Raw genomic sequence first — 20,849 nt, 5'->3', positions numbered from 1 at the left:
CCGCCAGCAGGCCCGCCAGCATTGCCGCCAGGCCGATCGACGCGGCCGCGGTGCGTCGGCGCGCGGGCTTGGGTGAAGCGGTTTTCAGGGTGGGCAGGAACAGGCTCATGTAAGGGCGGTCCGTTATACTCCGCGGCATTCTAGCAAAGCGCGGCCCGCGGGCCGCGCTTTGCCGCTTGTGCGGGCGCGCCGCGGCGCGCGGCGGGCCGCCTCCGGGTGCCGCCGTGGTGCGCCGCGAGGCGCGGGGCGCGTCACGGCGGGCGGGCGCTTCCGGTAAGATATGGGGCGCGCCGGAATTTGCCCGGGCGCAAATCGCCGGACTCGCGAATGGCGCGACAATGGCGTGACGATCTGGCGCGATTGTCGCCTTGTCGCCTGGCCGTGTCGCTGTGCCCTGTTGTGCCGTCGCTGTCGCAACCTGTCATGCTGCCGGCAGGATTTCTCTTCCATTCACCTCGTTTCATGTATCCACTGAATATCTACAACACGCTCGCGCGTGAAAAGCAGCTCTTCGTGCCAATCGAACCCGGCCGCGTGCGCATGTACGTCTGCGGCATGACGGTGTACGACTATTGCCACGTCGGCCACGCGCGCGTGATGGTGGTGTTCGACATGGTGCAGCGCTGGCTGCGCACCGCCGGCTACGAGGTGACGTATGTGCAGAACATCACCGACATCGACGACAAGATCATCCGCCGCGCGGCCGAGAACGGCGAGACCATCGGCGCGCTGACCGACCGCTTCATCCGCTACATGCACGAGGACGCCGACGCGCTCGGCATCCAGCGCCCGGACCACGAGCCGCGCGCCACCGAGTACGTGCCGCAGATGCTCGACATCATCGGCAAGCTCGAGGCGCGCGGCCTGGCCTACCAGGCCAGCGACGGCGACGTGAACTATGCGGTGCGCAAGTTCCCGAACTACGGCCGCCTGTCGGGCAAGTCGCTCGAGGACCTGCGCGCCGGCGAGCGCGTGGCCGCCAACGAGGCCAAGCACGACCCGCTCGACTTCGTGCTGTGGAAGTCGGCCAAGGAAAGCGAGCCGGCCGAAAGCAAGTGGCAGTCGAAGTGGGGCGTGGGCCGCCCGGGCTGGCACATCGAATGCTCGGCCATGAGCTGCGCGCTGCTGGGCGAGCATTTCGACATCCACGGCGGCGGCGCCGACCTGCAGTTCCCGCACCACGAGAACGAGATCGCGCAGTCCGAGGGGGCGAGCGGCCAGACCTTCGTCAACCTGTGGATGCACAACGGCTTCGTGCGCATCAACGACGAGAAGATGTCGAAGTCGCTCGGCAACTTCTTCACCATCCGCGAGGTGCTGGCCGCCTACGACGCGGAAGTGGTGCGCTTCTTCATCCTGCGCGCGCACTACCGCAGCCCGCTGAACTACAGCGACGCACATCTCGACGACGCCCGCCATTCGCTCACGCGCCTGTACACCGCGCTCAAGGACGTGCAGCCCGACGGCGAGCCGCTCGACTGGGAGGAAGCGCACGCGAAGCGCTTCGTCGACGCGATGGGCGACGACTTCAACACGCCGATCGCGATGGCCGTGCTGTTCGACCTCGCCAGCGAGGTCAACCGCACCGGCGCGCCGGCGATGGCGCGCCAGCTCAAGGGCCTGGGCGCCACGCTGGGCCTGCTCGGGCGCGACGCGCACGCCTTCCTGCAAGGCGGCAAGAGCGCCGACGGCCTGCAGCCCGGGCAGATCGAGGCGCTGATCGCCGCGCGCAAGGAAGCCAAGGCCGGGCGCAATTTCGCCGAGGCCGACCGCATCCGCGCCGAGCTGCTGGCCGGCGGCGTGATCCTCGAGGACAAGCCGGGCGGTGTCACCGAGTGGAGGCGCGCTTGAACGCTGCCGCGCGCAAGACGGTGCCGCCCGCGGCGCCGGCCAAGACCGCCGCGGCCGGCAAGGCCGCCGCGCCCCGGCCGGCCAAGGCCGCAGGCGCGGCCAAGGCCGCCGCCAAGCCGGTGAAGCCGGCGCCCAAGGCCGGCGCGCGCGCCGCCAAGGCGCCCGCGCTGCCCGAGGCGCAGGCGGTGCCGCTGCCGGTCGAGGCCGTGGTCGACGCGGTGCGTCCCGCCTATTGGGACGAGGCCTGCGCCGACCTGATGAAGCGCGACCGCATCCTGCGCAAGATGATCCCCACCTACGGCCCCGCGCACCTGATCTCGCGCGGCGACCCCTTCATCACGCTGGCCCGCTCGGTGGTCGGCCAGCAGATCTCGGTCAAGGCCGCGCAGACCGTGTGGGAGCGGCTGGCGGCGCTCTGTCCCCGACTGACGCCGGCGCAGATGCTCAAGGCCGGGCACGAGAGCCTGGCCGGGTGCGGCCTGTCGCGCCGCAAGGCCGAGTACATCGTCGACCTCGCCGAGCACTTCAAGGCCGGGCGCGTGCACGTGGGAAGCTGGGCGGAGATGGACGACGAAGCGGTCATCGCCGAGCTTACGCAGATCCGCGGCATCGGCCGCTGGACCGCCGAGATGTTCCTGATGTTCAACCTGATGCGGCCCAACGTGCTGCCGCTCGACGACGTCGGCCTGATCAACGCCATTTCGGCTAATTATTTCAGCGGCGAGCCCGTCACGCGCAGTGAGGCGCGCGAGGTTGCCGCCAACTGGGAGCCCTGGCGCACCGTGGCCACCTGGTACATGTGGCGCAGCCTTGACCCGCTGCCAGTGACCTATTAGCCTGACGGGGCGCAGAATTTGCAAGGAAGTGCGCGAGACTGCATCCGCAGACTTGCGGTTCAGCGGGCGAATTCCGGTAGAATGCGCCCCTTCACAGACAGGTACGTGTGATTCTCATGAAAACCACCTTCCTGGATTTTGAGCAGCCCATTGCCGAACTCGAGGCAAAGATCGAAGAACTGCGTTTTGTGCAGGACGATTCGGCTGTCGACATCTCCGAAGAAATCTCGCGGCTGGCCGGCAAGAGCCAGCAGCTTACCAAGGACATCTACGCCAACCTGACCCCGTGGCAGGTGGCGCAGATCGCCCGGCATCCGCAGCGTCCCTACACGCTGGACTACGTGCGCGAAATCTTCACCGATTTCCACGAGCTGCACGGCGACCGCGCGTTTGCCGACGATCTCTCCATCGTGGGCGGGCTGGCCCGCTTCAACGGCCAGGCCTGCATGGTGATCGGCCACCAGAAGGGCCGCGACACCAAGGAGCGCGCGCTGCGCAACTTCGGCATGTCCAAGCCCGAAGGCTACCGCAAGGCCAAGCGCCTGATGGAGCTGGCGGACAAGTTCGGCCTGCCGATCTTCACCTTCGTCGACACCCCGGGCGCATTCCCCGGCATCGACGCCGAAGAGCGCGGGCAGTCCGAGGCCATCGGCCACAACCTCTACGTGATGGCCGGCCTCAAGGTGCCCCTGATCGCCACCATCATCGGCGAAGGCGGCTCCGGCGGCGCGCTGGCGATCGCCGTGGGCGACGTGGTGCAGATGCTGCAGTTCGCCACCTACGCCGTGATCTCGCCGGAAGGCTGCGCCTCGATCCTGTGGAAGACCGCCGAGAAGGCGCCCGAAGCCGCCGAGGCGCTGGGCCTGACCGCGCACCGCCTCAAGGCGCTCGGCCTGATCGACAAGATCGTCAGCGAGCCGCTCGGCGGCGCGCATCGCGACGCCAAGGGCATGGCCGCCATGCTCAAGCGCTCGCTGGCCGATTCGCTGCGCCAGTTCCAGGGCATGGACGTGAAGGAGCTGCAGGCGCGCCGCCACGCGCGCTTGCTGGCCTATGGCAAGTTCAAGGAATCCGGCACGGCGGGCTGATCCGTCCGCCGGCTTGACCGACAAGGTCGCACAGGCCCTCCAGGCCGGTGCGGCCTTTGTCGTTTCTGGTCCCGGCGAGCGGAGCGGCACGGTGGCGGTGGCGCTGTCGGGCGGGCGCGACTCGGTCGCGCTGCTGCACGCGCTGCGCGCGGCGGTGTGCGCCGCCGCGCTGCCGCTGCGCGTGGTGGCGCTGCACGTGCACCACGGCCTGCAGGCCCGCGCCGACGAGTGGGACGCGTTCTGCGCGTCGCTGTGCCGCGACTGGCAGGTGCCGTTCCTGAGCCGCCGCGTCACCGTCGGCCAGCAGCACGGCGAAGGCCTCGAAGCCGCCGCGCGGCGCGCGCGCTACGCCGCGCTCGAAGCCATGTGCGGCGAGGCCGGCGCGCACCTGCTGCTGTTCGCCCATCACCAGGACGACCAGGCCGAGACCGTGCTGCTGCGCCTGTTCCGCGGCAGCGGCCTGGCCGGGCTGGGCGGCATGCCGCGCCTGCGGCGCATGGGCGCGGACCGGCAGATCGTGCTGCTGCGCCCCTGGCTCGACGCGGGCCGCGACCAGATCGACGCCTACTGCGCGGTCCACGCGCTGCCGTGGATCGACGACCCCTCCAACCACGACCCGCGTTTCGCCCGCAACGCGCTGCGCCAGCACATGCCGGCGCTGGCCGAGGCGTTCCCGGCGCTGCGCGCCAACGTGGCGCAGGCCGCCGCGCACCTCGCGCAGGCCGGCGAACTGCTCGACGCGCTCGCCACGGAATGGATGGCGCCGCTGGTGCGCCCGCCGCGCGACGCCGCCACCGTGGCCGAACTCGACCTCGCCGGGCTGCGCGCGTTGTCCGCGGCCCAGGCCGACGCCGTGCTGCGCCTGTGGCTGCGCGAGCTCGGCACGCAGGCACCGTCCACCGCGCGGCTGTCCGCCATGCGCGCGCAACTGATCCGGCACGACGGCGGCGAGCCCGCCATCCGTCACGAAGCGCTGGTGCTGCGGCGTTTCCAGGGCCGCGTGCTGGCCTGCCGCGCCGAGCCGGATGTGTCCCTGCCTGAGCTGGCCCTGCGCTGGAACGGCGAGGCGAGCCTGCCCGCGCCATCGTGGCGCGGCGAGCTGCGCTTCACGCGCGACGACACCTTCGGCGTGCCCGAGGCGGTGCTGCGCGAGCCGCTGCGACTGGCCGCGCGGCAGGGCGGGGAACGCATCGTGCTGCGCCCCGGCGGCCCCGCGCGCGCGCTCAAGCAGGCCTACCAGGAAGCCGGCGTGCCGGCGGCGCGGCGCGCGCACCTGCCGCTGCTGTGGGCCAGCGGCCAGCTGGTGTTCGCGGCCGGCCTCGGCATGCACCGCCGGTGGCCGCAGGCGCCGGCCGCGCCGCGCTGGCGCATCGAATGGTCGGCGTGGCAGGGCGGGGCGCCGGCCGCCGAATAGGCCGCATCCGGCGCCGTGCGGCCGCGAAAAACGCCGCGCGCGGCGGCCTCCGCGGCGCGGGTGCGCACCGCCCTCCACATCGGCCGGCGCCCCCTCGGGCCGCCCGCGCCTTGCCTCGGCACGCCTCTTCGTGTATTTTCAGAGGTTTTGCACAATCGCTGGCGTCGACAAGAAGATGGCTCTCATCGTTCACAAATACGGCGGCACTTCGATGGGTTCTCCGGAACGCATCAAGAATGTCGCCAAGCGCGTTGCCAAATGGCACCGCGCCGGCCACCGCGTAGTCGTGGTGCCTTCGGCCATGTCGGGCGAGACCAATCGCCTGCTCGGCCTCGCCAGGGAAATCTCGGCCCAGCCGAACCCGCGCGAACTGGATATGCTGGCCTCCACCGGCGAACAGGCCAGCGTGGCGCTGCTGGCCATCGCGCTGCAAGGCGAGGGCATCGACGCCATCAGCTACACCGGCTGGCAAGTGCCCGTGAAAACCGATTCGGCCTTCACCAAGGCCCGCATCGAATCGATCGACGACGAGCGCATCCTCGCCGACGTCGATGCCGGGCGCGTGGTCGTCATCACCGGCTTCCAGGGCATCGACGACGAAGGCAACATCACCACGCTCGGCCGCGGCGGCTCGGATACCTCGGCCGTGGCCATCGCCGCCGCCATCGAAGCCGACGAATGCCTGATCTACACCGACGTGGACGGCGTCTACACGACCGATCCGCGCGTGGTCGAGGACGCCCGCCGCCTGGACAAGATCACCTTCGAGGAAATGCTGGAAATGGCCAGCCTCGGCTCCAAGGTGCTGCAGATCCGCTCGGTGGAGTTCGCCGGCAAGTACCGCGTGAAGACCCGCGTACTGTCGTCGCTGACCGACCCCCTGATGCCGCTCGAGAAAGAAATGCACTCGGGCACGCTGATCACTTTTGAGGAAGAGTCTGACATGGAAGCAGCCGTCATCTCCGGCATCGCCTTTGCCCGTGACGAGGCCAAGATCACCGTCCTGGGCGTGCCCGACAAGCCCGGCATCGCCTACCAGATCCTGGGCCCGATCGCCGACGCCAACATCGACGTCGACATGATCATCCAGAACCAGTCCGTCGACGGCAAGACCGACTTCACCTTCACCGTGCCGCGCGGCGAATACCAGCGCGCGCTGTCCATCCTGAACGACGGCGTGAAGGGCCACATCGGCGCCGCCAGCGTGTCGGGCGACCCCAAGGTGTCGAAGGTCTCGGTGGTCGGCGTGGGCATGCGCTCGCACGTCGGCATCGCCAGCAAGATGTTCCGCACGCTGTCCGAGGAAGGCATCAACATCCAGATGATCTCCACCTCGGAAATCAAGATCTCGGTGCTGATCGACGAGAAGTACATGGAACTCGCGGTGCGCGCACTGCACAAGGTGTTCGAGCTGGATCAGGCGTGATCCGGCGCGGCAGGCCGCATCCGGCCCGCCGCACGTTTTGCCGGGGTGCACAAATTTTTGCGGCCGGTCATCGAAACTTCGTTGACCAATCGAAAACACCCCGATAGAATACGCGCTTCGTTGTGTGGCCTCCCTCACACAACGGCAGGTTTGGGAGACGTGGCCGAGAGGTCGAAGGCACTCCCCTGCTAAGGGAGCATCCGGGCCAAAACCTGGATCGAGGGTTCGAATCCCTCCGTCTCCGCCAGCAATGGCGGCAGAACCCCGGAAGATTGCGGTCTTCCGGGGTTTTGTTTTTTCTGGCCCATCAGCCAGCCCATCATCAGATGGAGCCTATCCCGGCGGTTGTCAGCCTTTCCTCGTGTACTCTCGAAGTCATTGACCACCAATGCAAGAGGAACACGTGCGAGTCCGCGTCGAACTATCTTCTGGCCCCCTGATTGAATTCTCGGATTTCTGTCATGCGATAGCTCAGGCCATTTGCCCCGCTGACGAGCAGCCGCTTGAGGGGATGAGATGTGTGGTCGGGAGGAGAACAAGACGCAGCTTCACCGTGCGTCGGCTCCCAGATGGTAACGGGCAGCCTCCCGCGGGCGAGTTCCAAGTGGGTCCAATTTCCGATGGTGCGCTCTTCCATAGCCAGTCGATTCTGGAGCCATGGTGCCCTGATGGCGAAGGAGCAGTGGAATCTCCCGTAGACGCTTCGCAGGATCAAGTCCGGGAGGCGTGGCTGCCCTTTGCGCTGAGCGACAGTGACCGTTGTTGGCTCGAGGGCGTGCTCCCTCAGTTGCCACCACTGCGGTATCCAATCTCTGATGAAGAGGCCGCTGCTTTTCTGACGGCCTACCGTGACCTGAAGGAACGGCCGGAGTGGGAGCCGATGCTGATGACGACAGCAGAAATGGAGCGGAGGAGGGACGGGCAGGCGGCCGTGTTGGCACGTCAACGAGAGGCACTGCAAGCTGAATTCAAGCGTGGCAACATAGCTGCCGTTGACAGCATGTACGTGCCGGTCCCGGTGCTTACCACCGGCAGCTATATTCCACGTGAGCAGGCGGTTGCATACTTAGATCGGTGTGGTCTTGTTCCTGAGGGCAACGATGCGGAAACCGAAGCACAATTCCCACGGCAAGAGACTGAGTCGGGGCAGAAGGCGACCTCGGCTGCAATGCCGGAGGTAGAGCAAGCTCAAGGGGATACCGAGCCCCTTCACACGACCCCGAAATTGACGGAGAAGCCTGTCGTCAGCAAGGCAGGTGAGTTGCGTGAGCCGAAAAGCCGCGGTGGTGCGGGCTATCTGGCGGAGTCTTTGCCCGCTGCCGAGAGGCGACAGATAGGCAAGGTCGCGCGGTTGCCTCGCGTCATGGAGCTTACCGGGCTTGGGCGGAGTTCTATCTACAACCGCATGGACTCGCGCTCAGCCCAGTTCGATCCCTCCTTCCCTCGATCTTTTCCGCTTGGGGCTCAGAACGGAGGGGCTGTTGGCTGGGATGAAGAGCAGGTTAAGGCGTGGGTCGCCAAGTACGCGGCAAACGATTGAGAGTGAGAACAGCATATGGCTAGCGAGGGGTGCCGGCGATTGTTCGTTTCTATGCGGTGTGAAAGGCTTCGCTGAGTCCAATGGATGGCCATAACTCCGCCTGCAAATGCATGAAGGGCAAAAAAAGAGACTGGCCACCGGAAGGTGAGCCAGTCTCGGCTCATGGTCTTACCAGGTCGACAGCGCGGCCTTGATAACGGTCGTAAGTTGGTCAAAGCCTTGCTTTTTGAGCAATGGCGTGAGTTCTTCCGTGCCGGCTGGCACCAGCAGACCGTAGCGCAGATGGCCGTTGTGCAGGGCAATGACAAATTTTGCGCCAGACTTGAGAAGATCGCGATATGTATGCCGGTAGTCGTACAGAATATCCAGATAAAGAGGCATGGAATCGGCGTCTGCGATGTCTTCGTACTTGGCGTTCAACACCATGACATCCGGATTGCGCGGATAGATCGACCAGCTGATCTTGGTGTTGTCTAGCAGGATTTTGCTCGCATCGCTACTGTCATACACTGCCAATTGCCCGTTCGGGCCAAAGCGAAGGTAGCCCGGCCCGATTGGAGGGAACGGCACCGGCCCTATGGTCAACACATCCTGCACTGATGTGTAGGTATTGGCTGGGGTGCCCAGCAGTGGGCACTGAACGACCCCGTCTTCGATGATCGGATTCTCACCATAGTGGCACTCAGTCGATGCTCTGATCGTGACCGAATCCATGCTGCGCGTTGTGATCACGGCGTAGCCAGTCGTGCTCGTAGTGAAGGTACCATTGAGCAGCGCCAAGAAGTCGCTCTGCGTGCCGGCCGGCATGGCATCGACATACGATTTTCCATCCAGCACAGTACGGCGATATTCCAGACGCACCGGCATACCGGTCACCGTGTCCGATGCCGTCACGATATTGCCATTGATGGCTTGCACAGCGAGGTTGCCATCGATATCGCTGGCCGCCGTGAAGGGCGCCCAGGTGCCATCGGTCTTGAGTGCATATTGACCAAACGAATAGGCGACGGCCGCTGCCCCCGTACTGCTAGGTGACCACACATCAGTAGACAGTGCTTGCTCTTCGTAGTTGGATTGGAGCGTCAGTCCGTTAAGCATCCAACTGCGACGTATAGCGGCGACAGATACTAGCTTGTTGGCATCGAAATCCGAACGCGTACCCGCGTAGGTATACATCGTGTCTGCCAGCAACGTGCTCGGGTCGACGTCGCTGATGTAGACCGGCTTCGTCTTGGCTGCATTGACATCGGCCAGGGTGACGGCCGCGATGCTGCCCTTGGTCACAATGGCGTTCATGACGGCACGCACGGTGTCGGCGTCGCTGCGGCCGCCGGCTGCGAGTTCCAAGATTTTATCTACAACAGCGGCGGCAAAGGCATTGGCTGCGTTGTCACCTGTGGCGATGTAGTCGTCCTTAACATTCACGACGCCACCGACCAGAGAGACGATGGCCTTCTGGGCAGCTTCCCGGCTCTTGCCGCTCTCGATCAAGGCTTGCGACATGGTGGTGATCGGAGTGATGTGCTGTATCGGGGTACCGTCGACCACGGCACTCAGCACGAAACTGCTAGGAAAGACGTAACCGGGGCGAGACAGGTCGTGAGTGTTGGCATCGACTACGACCAGGATCTTCTTGCCGACTGCACTGTCGGCGACCACAAGGCCGTAGTTGCCACTGGCATCGGTCACGGTGGTGGGTTCGCTGGCGTCACAAGCACCGTTGTCGTTCTGGTCGAGGCAGACGGTGGCGCCAACGAGGTAGCCGTCAATGGCCTTTCCGGTGAGGGTTGGTGTCGCAGGCGAAGTGGGGGAGGTTGGCGGCGCCGAGTCGGCGGGCGCACCACTGCCATCGCCACCACCGCATGCGCCCAGCATGGACGCGCAAACTGCAGCAAGGATTGTGGGTTTGAGTTTGTTCATGGGATGTCCCCGTCAAAAAAGCACCTGCGCGAACAGTCGTCGCGTGGTGAAGCTAGGAAGTGTTGGGTTTCTGCTTCGATGGTCAGGGCGCGGTCCTTATGGCCGTGCGGACGTTGCCTGGTAGTTGCCACGTTCGTACACCAGCGTGCGGTTGCGCATGGCAATCAACTGGAATCCAGCGTCATGCAGGAGACGCGCGGACTCGGAGATTTCCTGCCGGTTGTGCGTCTCGAAGAGGACATAGCGCGTGCGTTCCAGCGTGCGCGATCCCCCCTTCAGCGCCTCGGCACCATGCCCCTCGATATCGATCTTCAGCAGGTCAATGTGCACGAGACCATATGGAGCGAGGCGGGCATCGAGCGTGCCCGTCTTCACGGTCCGCGTTTGCCGGCGTCCCGTTGCGGTGACGCTGTTCTCTCCGAAGAGCGGATCATCGAAACTGATCTCCAGGCTGTCGCCCTCGGTTGCTGATAGCGCGCATGTGATCGGTTCATACCAGCTTCCCGCACTGCCAATGCGATCCTGAGTGAACGCATGGGCCTCCTGCATCATGTCGAAGCCGAAGACGCGCGCCCTATTGTTGAGGTGATGCCACCAGCGGATCGTCACGCCGATGTTGACGCCGCAATCGACGACGACAGGTGCTGCTGCGCTGCGCAAATGGTTCTCGACTTCAGGGTGCCGCAGCTCACCCTTGCCGAAGTTATCGTGAATGTTGAGCACCTCGTCGAGGGTCGACACCGTGCCGAAGACGGGCAATTCCAGAGCAAAGGGCACCGCCCGCAGGGTTCGGAACAGTGACACCAGACGGCCCTTGGGGCCGATCAATTCTTTGAGCTGTTTTTTCATTTGTGATCTGAATAGGTAATAGACCTCGCGCACAGCAGCGCAGGTCTGTGAACTCCGGGGGAACACGCGGCCAAAGCACGGCGACGCAAGGTCGCCATGTCCTCGATGCCCTCGGGAAGGGAGGGCACCGAGATGGCTTATGAACTGGTTGACGTCAAAAACGGGAGTTATTGTAGAGTAAACACTACAACAAAAGACGAATATAGAACGTCGAGGATCAGTCGCCGGGCAGGCATCCTGCCCGGCATGACTGCCTCTCGCCCGGACAAACCTCCCCGTCGCTCTGCCGCGCATGCGGCCTCCCGCGCCGTTCCTGTCTCCGCGGTACTTGGCAGGCGCATCAAGGAGTGCCGGCATGCGGCCGACAAATCCCAGGAGACGCTGGCCTTCGAGGCGCAGGTCGACCGCACCTACATCTCTGCCATCGAGCGCGGGATCGCCAATCCGTCCATCGAGACATTGGCAGACATTTGCTACGCGATCGGGATCAGCCTGGCAGCGCTTTTCGAGCCCATGACAGAGGTTCCACGTGCCCCGAGTGGGGAGCGCCGTGCGAATGCTGCGACACCGCCCGAGATCAAGCGCAGCCGGCTGCGGTAGCTATGCCGTTCCGTCCGATCGCCGGATCGAGACGCAGCCCTCGATCGCGACAGGGCGCCGTCCGGTAGCGATGACGTATGTCGTCCGACCGCCGGCCTTGCCGAACTCCAGCCGTGCATTGAAGGCGGCAAGCCCAGGTCCGGTCTCGGCCGGGTCCAGCAGCAGTAGGGCATGGGGCACGAAACCCCGAGCCCGCTGCCGTCCCTCCACCCCGACCACCAGTGCAGCGTGCGCTGACGCCGGGTACTGGGTGTGCCAGCCGATGACTACCGGCCAGCCCTTGGCCAGTTCCTGCGCGCAGAAACGGAGCACCTCTGCCGATCTTCCCTCGGCCGTGACCGGTCGCAAGCCGCAGTTCAGCTCCCAAATGAGGCTCGCCAGTTCTGCCAGCGTCAGGCCATGCAGGTAATGAGGGGAGGCGCGGTCCCAGAATCTGGCCTCGGGACCGTGTGCATACCGCCAGACATGGACCGGATCGGACAGCTTGCCGAGCAGCGCGAGTGCCATGGCGGTGCAATGCAGCGTGCTGCCGCCATCCCATCCTCCCTGTCGACTGAAGAGTGGTTTGCCAGAGGTGGCCATCGTGAGCCGCTGGCCGAGGCGCAAGGCCGGATGCAGCTTTTGGATCAGAGGGGACATCAGTAATCACTCGGTAGCAATACGGTCGTCACCGACCGATCCCATTCAGTAACGACCCAGACCATTTGCCGATTGGGCAGCAGGTAGCCGGACAGCACGCGCTGACTGGTGATGGCAGCCAGGTTGTTCCGCAGGCGGTCTTCCTCGGGCACATCTCCCCAGTCACCCCGTGCGTGCCGGTTGATCAAGCCAAAGATCGATACACCGGCTTCCTGCAAGGCTTCCATTGCAGCAGGCGTCGCCAGAAGGCGGCCAAGCCGCAGGCGAGGCGGCGCTGGCGTGGGTACGAAAGGTTCCGTCATGTTGTTCTCCTGATTGAAGGCGTGAGTCGGCCTCCGGAAAGCCCGGATGCGTGAACGTCGGATGGATGGAAAGCGCCGGGCCGAAAGCCCGGCTTATGCCGTTGGGTGATGGGCGGCGAGTTGGCGGCGTAGTGCTGCCGCCCTGGCCTGGGAGCAGCGCAAGTGGCTGCGGATCTCTGCGACGGTAGGCCGAAGCTCGCCAATGGCGATGGCCCGATGCAGTCGCGAGAGGTCAGTCTCGGTATCGGCGTGACTGGTGGAGGCCGGTGGGCTGACCGGGGGCGGGACGATTTGGTGACTCTTCGTGACTGCCGTCATGGCCGGCACCCGCGAGGCAAGCGTCAGGAGCCAGCCGTAGCAGGCGACGCCCTCCAGGGATCCCGCCAGGATCATCGCGCCGAGGAATTCGACGCCGGCAGGTGAGATGCCCAGCCACGCCGCCAATGCTGCGATGACGGGGTCGTGACGGGCAGCGTCACGGCGGGTGGTCTCACGTTGCCTTTCCTCGTCCTGGCGGTCCTCAGCCGCTTCCCAGCGGCGAACTTCCTCTGCTTCCACCGCGAGCGCGTCCAGCGTCGCGGTCAGGCTCTCCCGTCTGGCTTGCAGGAGAGGGCAGCCCCCGTCGCAGTGCCTGGCCTGAGCCGTAGCCAACGCGGTCACGACCCTGGCGCGCTCGGCGGCGATGGCCGACAGAGATCGTCCTGGCGGTGTGGCCGACGATGACTTTTCCGTGACTACGGTGGTCGAACTGGTGGACGCCATGACTGACACGCGTGCCTCCCCTGCATGCTGCTGTGACCAGAGGAAGAAGGTAGCGTGCCCGTAGCCGGCGGCCATCATGCATGCTGCCCAAAGCGCGCCGCCGACCCAACGCGTCTTTTGCCGAGCCGCCTGGCCAAGCGCCGGCAGCAGATGGGCGCTGAGGACCAGCACCCCGCCCATTGCCACCCAGGCGATGCGCTCCACCAGCCAGCCGCCGCGTTGCCAACCAGCCAGCGTCGACAGGAAAAGCGCTGTACCCGTGCCTGCCAACGCCAAGATCAGTGCGCCAAACGAGATCGGATGCCAGCCTCGCGCGGTATCCGCGGCGCTCATGCCGGCAGCGTCGGCAGGGCCTTCTCCTGACGCTCCAGCTTTTCTCGCAACGTCGCATTGGCCGGCGCCTCCGTCCGGCGCATGCTGTGTTCTACAGCTTGTCCGGCTTCGGGAAAGAACTCTTCCGCCACGGCAGCCTGTTCCTCCTCGCCGTCTTCGAACGCGCCATTGGCAAAACCGAGCCGGGCTGCCTCGTCCAGGGCGCCTTGGTCGAAGCCCGCCATACAACGACGCTCATGTATCTCGCGCGCTTCCACGATGGCCGCTTCCAGCGAACTGCCGGCGCGCACGCCCAGGTCCACGTAGTAGATGGCCGAGCGGTAGCTTTGGGTCGTGGACTTGCCCCGCAACTTGAGTTCCAGCGGCAGGCACGCGAGCAGCCCACCCGAAACGGCCCCGAAGTAATGCAGGCGCGCCGCCAGCGTGCGGATGGAGTTGTAGGAGGTCGTGCGGAAGATGAAGGAGCCCAGTTCGTCGTCATCACCGATGACGACGTTCAGACGTCCATAGGGCTTGCATCCTGCGGCCTTGCCGAAGCCACAGCCGTCCGGCGACGGACACGGAAGGGTGGCGACACCATCGTTGCCGACTCGCTTGCAGGTTTCGCCGTTACCGACGCAAACGGGTCGCCCGGTCTCCCGGTCGAAGAGGGTGTATTCGGCGCGCAGATTCAGATTCGGATCATTGAACAACATCCGCACCGGAATCGCACGGAGCTTGCTTTGTCCCGCCTTGCGCAGCGTCTCGTCCAGCGGGTGCAAAACCCAGCCATCGCGATTCTGCACCTGACTGGTCAACGTGAACTGATCGTCTTTCTCCGGCAGTCGCTTGCCGTTCTTTTCCACGACGCGACCGATGGAAATCCGCCCGATGACAGGCGGCGTAATGGTCAAGCCTTTGAGCATGAAGTTTCTCCTTGAGCGTGAATCAGGAACCGGCGCGAACCAGCTTTGGTGGTGGCGTATGTCGCCTGGAATTCGGGGTGCTCGGCCAGCAGCCGCTTCAGATCGAAGCCGGTGCCGTCCTTGCTGCGTTTGAAGCTCACTTCGCCGGTCTCGAAGCGCGCGCGCGAGGCGTCGCCCATGGCCTGCTGGATCGTCTGCTTGAGGTGGGCTTCCAGCGTTTCGCGCGTGGCAATCTCGGAGCGCAACATCACCAGATCGGAAAAAACCGCACTTAACGGCCTGTCTTCGCTGAAGTCCACGGTCTGGCCGTTGTCCAGCGGAAACAGGCAGCGCAGGGCGGCGTCCGCCGACGCGGAGCCATCGGCCGGTGGTGGGGTATCGCTTTGCACGTACTGCCAGAATCGCGCTTCCAGTTCGATGAGACGGGTAATAAGGGCGTCGTCCCGTTCGATCCGGTAGACGGTCAGTGCCTGTCCGCACAGCAGGACGGCGACATCCGCCGCCTGCTTGCCGGTGACAGCGAGTTGGTGCTGGACCTGCAACTGCACGTATTCGGGCACACCATCCCGCCACAGCCGTGCGCCGAACTCGCCCGCCGTCTTGCATTCGAGAATCTGCACGTCCGGCACGCCAACGATCTCTCGATCGAGGTTGGCCAGCATGAAGGGCACGGATGCATGGCGCAGGATGGCATTGACCTTGCGCACCCGGCGACCCGTTTGCTGGGTGTAGGCGGCGGCCACGATGGGTTCGAGCAGCGTGCCCCAGTAGACGGGCTCCGTGGTGTCCTGAGGGTCGGGCTTGGTCAGGCCGGCATCGCGCCCGGTTTTTTCGAGCCACAGTTCCAGTTGGCTTTGGTAGGGATTCAGTCCAACCGCGGCAGCCGCATCCGAGCCGCCGATGCCGGTTCTGCGCGCGGCGAGCCAATCATCTCGGCTCAGGCCCTTGGTATCGACCAGGCGCAGCGCGGGCCTGCCATTGGCGGACTTCGTTTGTTGGTTGGGGTGAGACATCTTTGCCTCCTTGAAATGAATAAGCCCGGTGTGCGATATGCACACCGGGCTTGGACTGATGAATGAAGGACTGCACAGCGCACGCGATCAGTGCGCCAGCCGCAAGGCCTCCTCCCACGCGCGTTGCTTGATGACGGCACCCTGACCAAACCACGCTGCGTCGCGGCGGTGGTCGTCGCTGCGGGCACGGCGATGGTGGTCGACGAATTCCGTGATGCTGTTGAGCAGACCCCACGCGGTCCCGGCCGAGGAGGGAAGCTGCGCACCTTTGCCGCTACCCGCGTAGAGTTCCTGCACCGCCTTGACGGCGCGATCGTTGACGGCAGTGGTTGCCCGCTCGGCCGGGTTGGCGGTGGGGTAGGTCAGCACACGGCGGAAGAAGGTTTCGACTGCATCGTCACTGACACGGCATTCGGACAGCGCCTTCATGCGAGCCATAAAACCATCCCAGGATGAGATGGCAATCCCGAGCTGGCGCTTGACGGCTTGCGCATCGAATTGGCTGCGGTGGGGTACCTTGACGGCACCCGCGCCGTCGCCCAGCGCGATGGACAAGGTGTTGTTGCAGACGACGCGCACGGAAGTGAATTGCGCGGTGGTGGCAAGGGTCCCGTCACAGGCTGTCGCCAACAGCAGATAGCCGTTGACCTTGTCGCGACCCTTCAGCGTGGCGCTCTGCCCGGTGCGGGCGAGCGCCCAGAGCTTGCGGCCTTCCTTCAGCACGCCGGCCGTTTCCAGTTCGAAGCCACCGACCTCGGTGAGATCCCGATAGAACTCCAAAATCTCGGCGGGCTGGACGACCTGGTAGCGGCTGGAGACGACGGAGAGCGGCGCCTTGGTATCGGAGCGGTAGAGGACCTTCTGTTCGGGAAAGGCGTGAATGGAGCCCAGGCCGGCGCTCCCGGACACGAAGCGAACTTCGGACTCCTCGATGCGCCAGTTCATGCCGGCGCGCTCGGCCCAGACCTCGAGCGGCTGGTTCGCGGTCAACTTGTTGCCCAGACCATGCCAGGGCGTTGCGTTGACGTAGGCCATCGTTTGTACGAGATGCATGATAAAAATCCTTTAGAGAGAAAAATGCAAAAAGCCCGGCGCAAGACCGGGCTTCGGAGTGGGTTGACGTAGACGCGGTAAAGGGTGATCAGGCGCCTCGGAATTCGATCTCGTTGGCGCCCCGTGTCTCGAGGTTCTGGTCGACATAGATGGGCTGGTCGTTGCAGGGATCGGTTTCCGTCCTCTGGCCGTTCCACCAGACTTCGGTGTTGCCGGAATAGACGGGTTGGTCATGGTGGTCGAAGCCGGCCACGCAGGCGCAGCCCGGGATCTGCTCGAGAGTGCCGACGATGCGCAGGTCGGTGCCTTTCACATAGGCTTGCTTCAGGGGCAGGACATGTTCTAGGCCGTCATGCGTTGGCGCGAGGGATGGGGTAGCCGTGGTCATGGTGGTAAGGCACAAGAGGCATAAAGCCCGGCAACGGGGCCGGGCTCTACCTAAGATCAAGAGAGTCAATGCAGTCGACGTGGCGTCACGCTGAACGAGCTACTCGCGCTTACGCGCGCTGAAGACATGCTGACAATCAAGGCAATGGAAGTTGTCGAGGACGGCATCGTCTATCGCTTCGCCGATCCGCGCGCCGGTGACACAGCCAGTGGCTCCGCCCACGAGTCCTCCGATGATGGCTCCGGCAATCGTACCGAAGGGGCCACCAGCCGAGCCGACGAGAGCTCCAGCCTCCGCGCCGCCAATCGCGGCCGACGTGCCGCCTACGGCACCGGCAATGCCGCCGATGATGCCAGCGCTCTTGCGAGCGTAATCCCGGGTTTCGATCCGGGTGGAATTGCAGCGAGGGCAGGGCAGCGTCATGGCGTGTTCCCCGGGAGCGTGTAGACCGGGCGCGTTGCCGCGCCGCTGTCCGTGAGTCGGCAGCGCGGCGCAGCTTTCGTGCAGTTGGTGAAATTGTCGAGGCGAGCGTGCCTGCTGGTCTCGAGGATGACGATGACCGGAAGCGGTCGGGAAGGTCGTTGGATGGGTATCACGCTGACTCCATGAAGAGAGAACTCGATGGATGAGGCACCCCAAGGCAATACCGGGGCGGGTTCGTGTCAGTGATATGAGATTGAAAATTTCTGGGATCGGGGCTGTGTAGCGGTCTTTGTGCGTGAGCGGAGGCTTATTGGGCGGCGGCAGTTCCTCTCTTGTCACCTTGATGTGATACAGTAATCACAAATTGATAGGAATCCTCGCACTGTGCACCACTACATCACGCCGGCGCTGCTAATTGATCTTCTTGCGGACCAGCCGGCGAACGATCCAACCTTTGTGGGAATCAGCGAACCGATGCCGGTCGATGGCGACGGCATCGAAGTGATTGGCATCACATTCGGTGTGGTGCGTTTCGTGGTTTTCTTCGCCGACGTCCTCGTTTATGCCGACGGTGATCTCGAATGGATGCGGGAGACGGCCGAAGAATGGGCGGACGGCTTCGCGCCCGCCCCGCATGCCCGTCTGGTGAAATTCATGCGGGCGGAGGCCGACGCCGAAACCATGTTCGATCCCCAAAGTTGGCCACTGCCCGACCCGGGGATGATTTGGCAATTCTGCGATGTGCTGGCAAGATCACTGGTTATTCATGCAAGCACATACTCGGACGTGCCGCAGTACTTCTTCATGCCGCAATCGGGCCAGTTGGATCTGCTTTACAATAGATTGGGTAAGCACTTCGACAAGGGGCGCTATGGCCCCAGGTTCCGGTGCGTCACGCGACCGGATCAGGATAAAGGAGGTTTCTATGGCTTTGAACGCGCGTAACCTGCTGCCGGCCCGCTCGACCAAGGCCAGTAAGCCGAGCAAGCAGTTGCGTCCGCGAGTGGTCGCCATGCAGCAGCGCGGCATGCAAGTTCTGCTGGCGCAGGCGGACACTGCGGCGAGCAAGCCCCAGCCCTCCAAGCCTGTGCGGAGCGCCTATACCAGTACTCTGCGTGTCACGGTCAGCAAGTCTCGCTTGACGGTCAAATAGGGTCGGGCGCAGACTCCCGACGAGCCTCCTTCGGGAGGCTTTTTTGTGGTTGCGGGGTTCCGGATGGACTACCGTCTCAACGCGAAGCTTAGCCTGCATGAGGGGTCGTCGGACGGCAGCGAGCTCATTCCGCTCCCGCTCCCGCTCCCGCTCGAGCTCTTGGCTCAGCCATGCGATCTCCGCCAACTACTCCTCGCCCTTGTCCGAACGGTCCAGATCGCCAATACGAAAGGCGCTGAAATGATCTCCGGCCGCGCGATGGAGGTCACCGCCAGCCTGGCACTTAGTAACGCTGGTCGCCAGACCTATGGCGGCTCCCGTCTCACCGTCAGATGGGTCCGGTCGAAGCCCGCGACAGCAGGGGCGACCGCCAGGCCGGCGCCGCCCGTGTCGGGATGCTGAGTTTTCTGGGCGGCCTTGGTCTGCACTCGCGCGCAGGCCAGTGCGTCAGTCGCTTGGCGGCAAGAGGATATCGAACCGCGTTACCGTGTCGTCCGATGCCACATGCACATCACCGCCATGTGCCTCGACGATCGACTTGACGATGGCGAGCCCCAACCCAGCGCCTTCTCCCTTGCGTTGCCGCGAGGGATCGACACGGTAGAAGCGATCGAACAGCCTAGGCAGGTCCTCATCAGCGATCTTGCTGCCCGGATTCTCGACGCGCACCGTGGTGCGTCCCTGATCCTGACCCAGCCGCACGGTGACGGCAGCGCCGCGCGGGGTGTGGCGGATGGCGTTGGACAGAAGGTTGCTCAAGGCACGCCGCAGCATCTCCCTATCGGCCCTTATCGGTTCGATCCGCCCCTGCAAACGAAGGGTCACGTTGCGATCCTCCGCGAAGGCCTCGAAATAGTCGAAGAGTCCCTTGATCGTGTTGCCCAGGTCCATTTCTACCCGATGGAGATTGCGCGGGTCGTTCTCCGTCTGCGCGAGAAACAGCATGTCCCCGATCATTCGGCTCATGCGCCCGAACTCCTCCAGATTGGAGTACAGCACTTCCCGATACTCTTCGGCGGAGCGGGACTGGCCGAGGGCCACTTCCGTCTGCGTGGTCAGGTTGGTAACCGGGGTGCGCAACTCGTGCGCGATGTCAGCCGAGAAATTAGCCAACTGCACGAATCCGTCTTCGATGCGTGCGAGCATGTCGTTGAACGAGGCGACAAGTTCTTCCAGTTCGAGCGGTACTTCGTGGGGATTCAATCGCACGTTTAGCTGCGATGAGCGGATCGCGCGAATCCGGGCGCTGACTTTGCGGATGGGCCGGTGCCCCCATTGAACGGACAGCCAGGCGACCAGCAGCGCAATGCACAGCACAACGCAGGTGGCCAACCACAGCATGCGCTTGAAGTCTTCGAGAAACGAGAGGTGGAAATCGATGTCCATCGCAACAGCGACGGTATAGCGATCTGCGTTCCGGCCTGCACCGCCATCCACACGTAGCACCGCGCCACGGTAGGACTTCCCTTGTTCCTGCCAGGTTGCCAACTTGCGGGTATTGATCGTCTCGGTGGGACTCTTGCTTGCGACGAGGGATGACAGTTTGGGGCCTCCGCTAGCATAGACCGTGGTTCCTTCGGTGTTGGCGACGTAGTAGAACACCCCATGATGTCCCGCCACCGCGCCGGCAAGCCGGCGGCGCAGCGACCCATCATCGGCATTCATACCGGCGTCGCGCAACGGCTTGACGACGGCATCGGCCACGGCCCTGAGTTCCCCGGCATCTTGCTCGGCAAAGTGGTGTTCCAACGCGCGGACGATGAGCCAACTGAAGGCCAGGAATACTAGCGTCGTGGCGATGCCGACCAGGGCCGTAACCCGCAGCGCGAGCGAAGCCGGGCGACGGATGCGTAAGGCCCTAGTCGGCATCCGGGGCATCCAGCGTATATCCCATGCCCCGTACCGTATGGATGAGCTTGGGTTCGAAGGCATCGTCAATCTTCGCGCGCAGCCGGCGAATGGCGACGTCGATCACGTTGCTGTCGCTGTCGAAATTCATGTCCCAGACCTGCGAAGCGATCAATGAACGCGGCAGCACCTCGCCTTGGCGCCGCGCCAGCAGCTCGAGCAGGGCGAACTCCTTGCTTGTCAGGTTGATGCGCTGTCCTGCCCGGGTCGCGCGTCGTCGCGCTAGGTCGAGCAGCAGATCGGCGATCTGGATGCGATCCGGATGATTGGGCGCGCTGCCGCGGCGCAGCAACGTGCGCACGCGCGCGAGCAGCTCGGAAAACGCGAAGGGCTTGACCAGGTAGTCGTCGGCGCCGAGTTCCAGGCCCTTGACGCGGTCATCCACGCCGCCACGCGCGGTCAGGAATAGTACCGGAACCTGCTTGCCGAACCTGTCAGATTTTTTG

At 64.4% G+C, this 20,849-nt stretch carries 21 protein-coding genes and 1 tRNA gene; 10 read left to right on the top strand and 12 right to left on the bottom strand.

Annotated features, from left to right (window positions below; genetic code table 11):
• Nucleotides 1–462 precede the first annotated feature (462 nt).
• The 7 genes from cysS (at nucleotide 463) to K206_RS43950 (ending at nucleotide 8,155) form a co-directional block, all read left to right on the top strand.
• Nucleotides 463–1,851 (top strand): cysteine--tRNA ligase, encoded by a 1,389-nt coding sequence (cysS, locus tag K206_RS0130725; RefSeq protein ID WP_020206157.1) that lies wholly within the window; start codon nucleotides 463–465, stop codon nucleotides 1,849–1,851.
• Entirely contained in the window at nucleotides 1,848–2,687 is an 840-nt protein-coding gene (locus K206_RS0130720) for a DNA-3-methyladenine glycosylase (RefSeq protein ID WP_043367404.1), read from the top strand. Before cysS ends, K206_RS0130720 begins: the two co-directional genes overlap by 4 nt.
• A gap of 116 nt (nucleotides 2,688–2,803) precedes the next feature.
• Complete coding sequence (locus K206_RS0130715) at nucleotides 2,804–3,775, top strand: acetyl-CoA carboxylase carboxyltransferase subunit alpha (RefSeq protein WP_020206155.1); 972 nt, start codon at nucleotides 2,804–2,806, stop codon at nucleotides 3,773–3,775.
• Entirely contained in the window at nucleotides 3,741–5,189 is a 1,449-nt protein-coding gene (tilS, locus tag K206_RS0130710; RefSeq protein ID WP_081651574.1) for a tRNA lysidine(34) synthetase TilS, read from the top strand. Before K206_RS0130715 ends, tilS begins: the two co-directional genes overlap by 35 nt.
• Nucleotides 5,190–5,364: 175 nt before the next feature.
• Nucleotides 5,365–6,615, top strand: a complete 1,251-nt coding sequence (locus K206_RS0130705) for an aspartate kinase (RefSeq protein WP_029044270.1) — start codon at nucleotides 5,365–5,367, stop codon at nucleotides 6,613–6,615.
• A gap of 153 nt (nucleotides 6,616–6,768) precedes the next feature.
• Nucleotides 6,769–6,862, top strand: a tRNA-Ser gene (locus K206_RS0130700).
• A 435-nt stretch (nucleotides 6,863–7,297) separates the two neighbouring features.
• Nucleotides 7,298–8,155 carry an AlpA family phage regulatory protein gene (locus K206_RS43950; RefSeq protein ID WP_196812939.1) on the top strand — a complete coding sequence of 286 codons (858 nt, stop codon included), beginning with the start codon at nucleotides 7,298–7,300 and terminating at the stop codon, nucleotides 8,153–8,155.
• A gap of 168 nt (nucleotides 8,156–8,323) precedes the next feature.
• Here the strand turns inward: K206_RS43950 and K206_RS0130695 are convergent, their stop codons facing one another.
• Both K206_RS0130695 and K206_RS39760 read right to left on the bottom strand, forming a co-directional pair.
• The gene (locus K206_RS0130695) at nucleotides 8,324–10,075 is read right to left on the bottom strand and encodes a hypothetical protein (protein ID WP_144195996.1); all 1,752 of its coding nucleotides are present in this window, start codon (nucleotides 10,073–10,075) and stop codon (nucleotides 8,324–8,326) included.
• Nucleotides 10,076–10,171: 96 nt separating this feature from the next.
• Entirely contained in the window at nucleotides 10,172–10,924 is a 753-nt protein-coding gene (locus tag K206_RS39760; protein WP_059412924.1) for an FkbM family methyltransferase, read from the bottom strand.
• Between the two features lie 234 nt (nucleotides 10,925–11,158).
• Between K206_RS39760 and K206_RS0130685 the strand changes: the two genes are divergently transcribed.
• Nucleotides 11,159–11,524, top strand: a complete 366-nt coding sequence (locus K206_RS0130685) for a helix-turn-helix domain-containing protein (RefSeq protein ID WP_043367402.1) — start codon at nucleotides 11,159–11,161, stop codon at nucleotides 11,522–11,524.
• Here the strand turns inward: K206_RS0130685 and K206_RS0130680 are convergent, their stop codons facing one another.
• From K206_RS0130680 to K206_RS42080, 8 genes are all read right to left on the bottom strand, one after another.
• Nucleotides 11,525–12,163, bottom strand: a complete 639-nt coding sequence (locus tag K206_RS0130680) for a hypothetical protein (RefSeq protein WP_020206149.1) — start codon at nucleotides 12,161–12,163, stop codon at nucleotides 11,525–11,527.
• The gene (locus tag K206_RS0130675) at nucleotides 12,163–12,465 is read right to left on the bottom strand and encodes a hypothetical protein (RefSeq protein ID WP_029044269.1); all 303 of its coding nucleotides are present in this window, start codon (nucleotides 12,463–12,465) and stop codon (nucleotides 12,163–12,165) included. The genes K206_RS0130680 and K206_RS0130675 overlap by 1 nt, the downstream gene beginning before the upstream one ends.
• A gap of 93 nt (nucleotides 12,466–12,558) precedes the next feature.
• Nucleotides 12,559–13,560, bottom strand: a complete 1,002-nt coding sequence (locus K206_RS0130670) for a hypothetical protein (protein WP_020206147.1) — start codon at nucleotides 13,558–13,560, stop codon at nucleotides 12,559–12,561.
• Nucleotides 13,557–14,465: a hypothetical protein gene (locus K206_RS0130665; protein ID WP_020206146.1), complete on the bottom strand. Its 909-nt coding sequence runs from the start codon at nucleotides 14,463–14,465 to the stop codon at nucleotides 13,557–13,559. Before K206_RS0130665 ends, K206_RS0130670 begins: the two co-directional genes overlap by 4 nt.
• Complete coding sequence (locus K206_RS39755; protein ID WP_020206145.1) at nucleotides 14,450–15,478, bottom strand: YqaJ viral recombinase family protein; 1,029 nt, start codon at nucleotides 15,476–15,478, stop codon at nucleotides 14,450–14,452. The genes K206_RS0130665 and K206_RS39755 overlap by 16 nt, the downstream gene beginning before the upstream one ends.
• A gap of 87 nt (nucleotides 15,479–15,565) precedes the next feature.
• Nucleotides 15,566–16,531 (bottom strand): DUF932 domain-containing protein, encoded by a 966-nt coding sequence (locus K206_RS0130655; RefSeq protein ID WP_020206144.1) that lies wholly within the window; start codon nucleotides 16,529–16,531, stop codon nucleotides 15,566–15,568.
• A gap of 88 nt (nucleotides 16,532–16,619) precedes the next feature.
• Nucleotides 16,620–16,919: a hypothetical protein gene (locus tag K206_RS0130650; RefSeq protein WP_155888351.1), complete on the bottom strand. Its 300-nt coding sequence runs from the start codon at nucleotides 16,917–16,919 to the stop codon at nucleotides 16,620–16,622.
• Nucleotides 16,920–17,018: 99 nt separating this feature from the next.
• Complete coding sequence (locus K206_RS42080) at nucleotides 17,019–17,342, bottom strand: hypothetical protein (RefSeq protein WP_081651572.1); 324 nt, start codon at nucleotides 17,340–17,342, stop codon at nucleotides 17,019–17,021.
• A 384-nt stretch (nucleotides 17,343–17,726) separates the two neighbouring features.
• On the opposite strand from K206_RS42080, the gene K206_RS0130645 reads away from it, so the two are divergent.
• Complete coding sequence (locus K206_RS0130645; protein WP_020206142.1) at nucleotides 17,727–18,287, top strand: hypothetical protein; 561 nt, start codon at nucleotides 17,727–17,729, stop codon at nucleotides 18,285–18,287.
• Complete coding sequence (locus K206_RS0130640; RefSeq protein WP_020206141.1) at nucleotides 18,268–18,495, top strand: hypothetical protein; 228 nt, start codon at nucleotides 18,268–18,270, stop codon at nucleotides 18,493–18,495. The genes K206_RS0130645 and K206_RS0130640 overlap by 20 nt, the downstream gene beginning before the upstream one ends.
• Before the next feature lie 447 nt (nucleotides 18,496–18,942).
• Here the strand turns inward: K206_RS0130640 and K206_RS0130630 are convergent, their stop codons facing one another.
• Entirely contained in the window at nucleotides 18,943–20,364 is a 1,422-nt protein-coding gene (locus tag K206_RS0130630) for a Cu(+)/Ag(+) sensor histidine kinase (protein WP_020206139.1), read from the bottom strand.
• Nucleotides 20,354–20,849, bottom strand: a 496-nt coding sequence (locus K206_RS0130625; RefSeq protein ID WP_020206138.1) for a winged helix-turn-helix domain-containing protein, incomplete at its 5' end; no start/stop codon positions are given. The genes K206_RS0130625 and K206_RS0130630, both read right to left, overlap by 11 nt.

Origin of the sequence: Cupriavidus sp. WS, assembly GCF_000395345.1 — a bacterium.
GTDB classification, from domain to species: Bacteria; Pseudomonadota; Gammaproteobacteria; order Burkholderiales; family Burkholderiaceae; genus Cupriavidus; species Cupriavidus basilensis_B.
This window is presented reverse-complemented; position numbering and strand designations above follow the sequence as displayed.

Bases quoted from the DNA above. Each gene is read 5' to 3' on its own strand.
- cysS (WP_020206157.1), top strand. From the start codon at position 463: ATGTATCCACTGAATATCTACAACACGCTCGCGCGTGAAAAGCAGCTC.
- K206_RS0130715 (WP_020206155.1), top strand. From the start codon at position 2,804: ATGAAAACCACCTTCCTGGATTTTGAGCAGCCCATTGCCGAACTCGAG.
- tilS (WP_081651574.1), top strand. From the start codon at position 3,741: ATGGCAAGTTCAAGGAATCCGGCACGGCGGGCTGATCCGTCCGCCGGC.
- K206_RS0130705 (WP_029044270.1), top strand. From the start codon at position 5,365: ATGGCTCTCATCGTTCACAAATACGGCGGCACTTCGATGGGTTCTCCG.
- K206_RS0130695 (WP_144195996.1), bottom strand. From the start codon at position 10,075: ATGAACAAACTCAAACCCACAATCCTTGCTGCAGTTTGCGCGTCCATG.
- K206_RS39760 (WP_059412924.1), bottom strand. From the start codon at position 10,924: ATGAAAAAACAGCTCAAAGAATTGATCGGCCCCAAGGGCCGTCTGGTG.
- K206_RS0130680 (WP_020206149.1), bottom strand. From the start codon at position 12,163: ATGTCCCCTCTGATCCAAAAGCTGCATCCGGCCTTGCGCCTCGGCCAG.
- K206_RS0130675 (WP_029044269.1), bottom strand. From the start codon at position 12,465: ATGACGGAACCTTTCGTACCCACGCCAGCGCCGCCTCGCCTGCGGCTT.
- K206_RS0130670 (WP_020206147.1), bottom strand. From the start codon at position 13,560: ATGAGCGCCGCGGATACCGCGCGAGGCTGGCATCCGATCTCGTTTGGC.
- K206_RS0130665 (WP_020206146.1), bottom strand. From the start codon at position 14,465: ATGCTCAAAGGCTTGACCATTACGCCGCCTGTCATCGGGCGGATTTCC.
- K206_RS39755 (WP_020206145.1), bottom strand. From the start codon at position 15,478: ATGTCTCACCCCAACCAACAAACGAAGTCCGCCAATGGCAGGCCCGCG.
- K206_RS0130655 (WP_020206144.1), bottom strand. From the start codon at position 16,531: ATGCATCTCGTACAAACGATGGCCTACGTCAACGCAACGCCCTGGCAT.
- K206_RS0130650 (WP_155888351.1), bottom strand. From the start codon at position 16,919: ATGACCACGGCTACCCCATCCCTCGCGCCAACGCATGACGGCCTAGAA.
- K206_RS42080 (WP_081651572.1), bottom strand. From the start codon at position 17,342: ATGACGCTGCCCTGCCCTCGCTGCAATTCCACCCGGATCGAAACCCGG.
- K206_RS0130640 (WP_020206141.1), top strand. From the start codon at position 18,268: ATGGCTTTGAACGCGCGTAACCTGCTGCCGGCCCGCTCGACCAAGGCC.
- K206_RS0130630 (WP_020206139.1), bottom strand. From the start codon at position 20,364: ATGCCGACTAGGGCCTTACGCATCCGTCGCCCGGCTTCGCTCGCGCTG.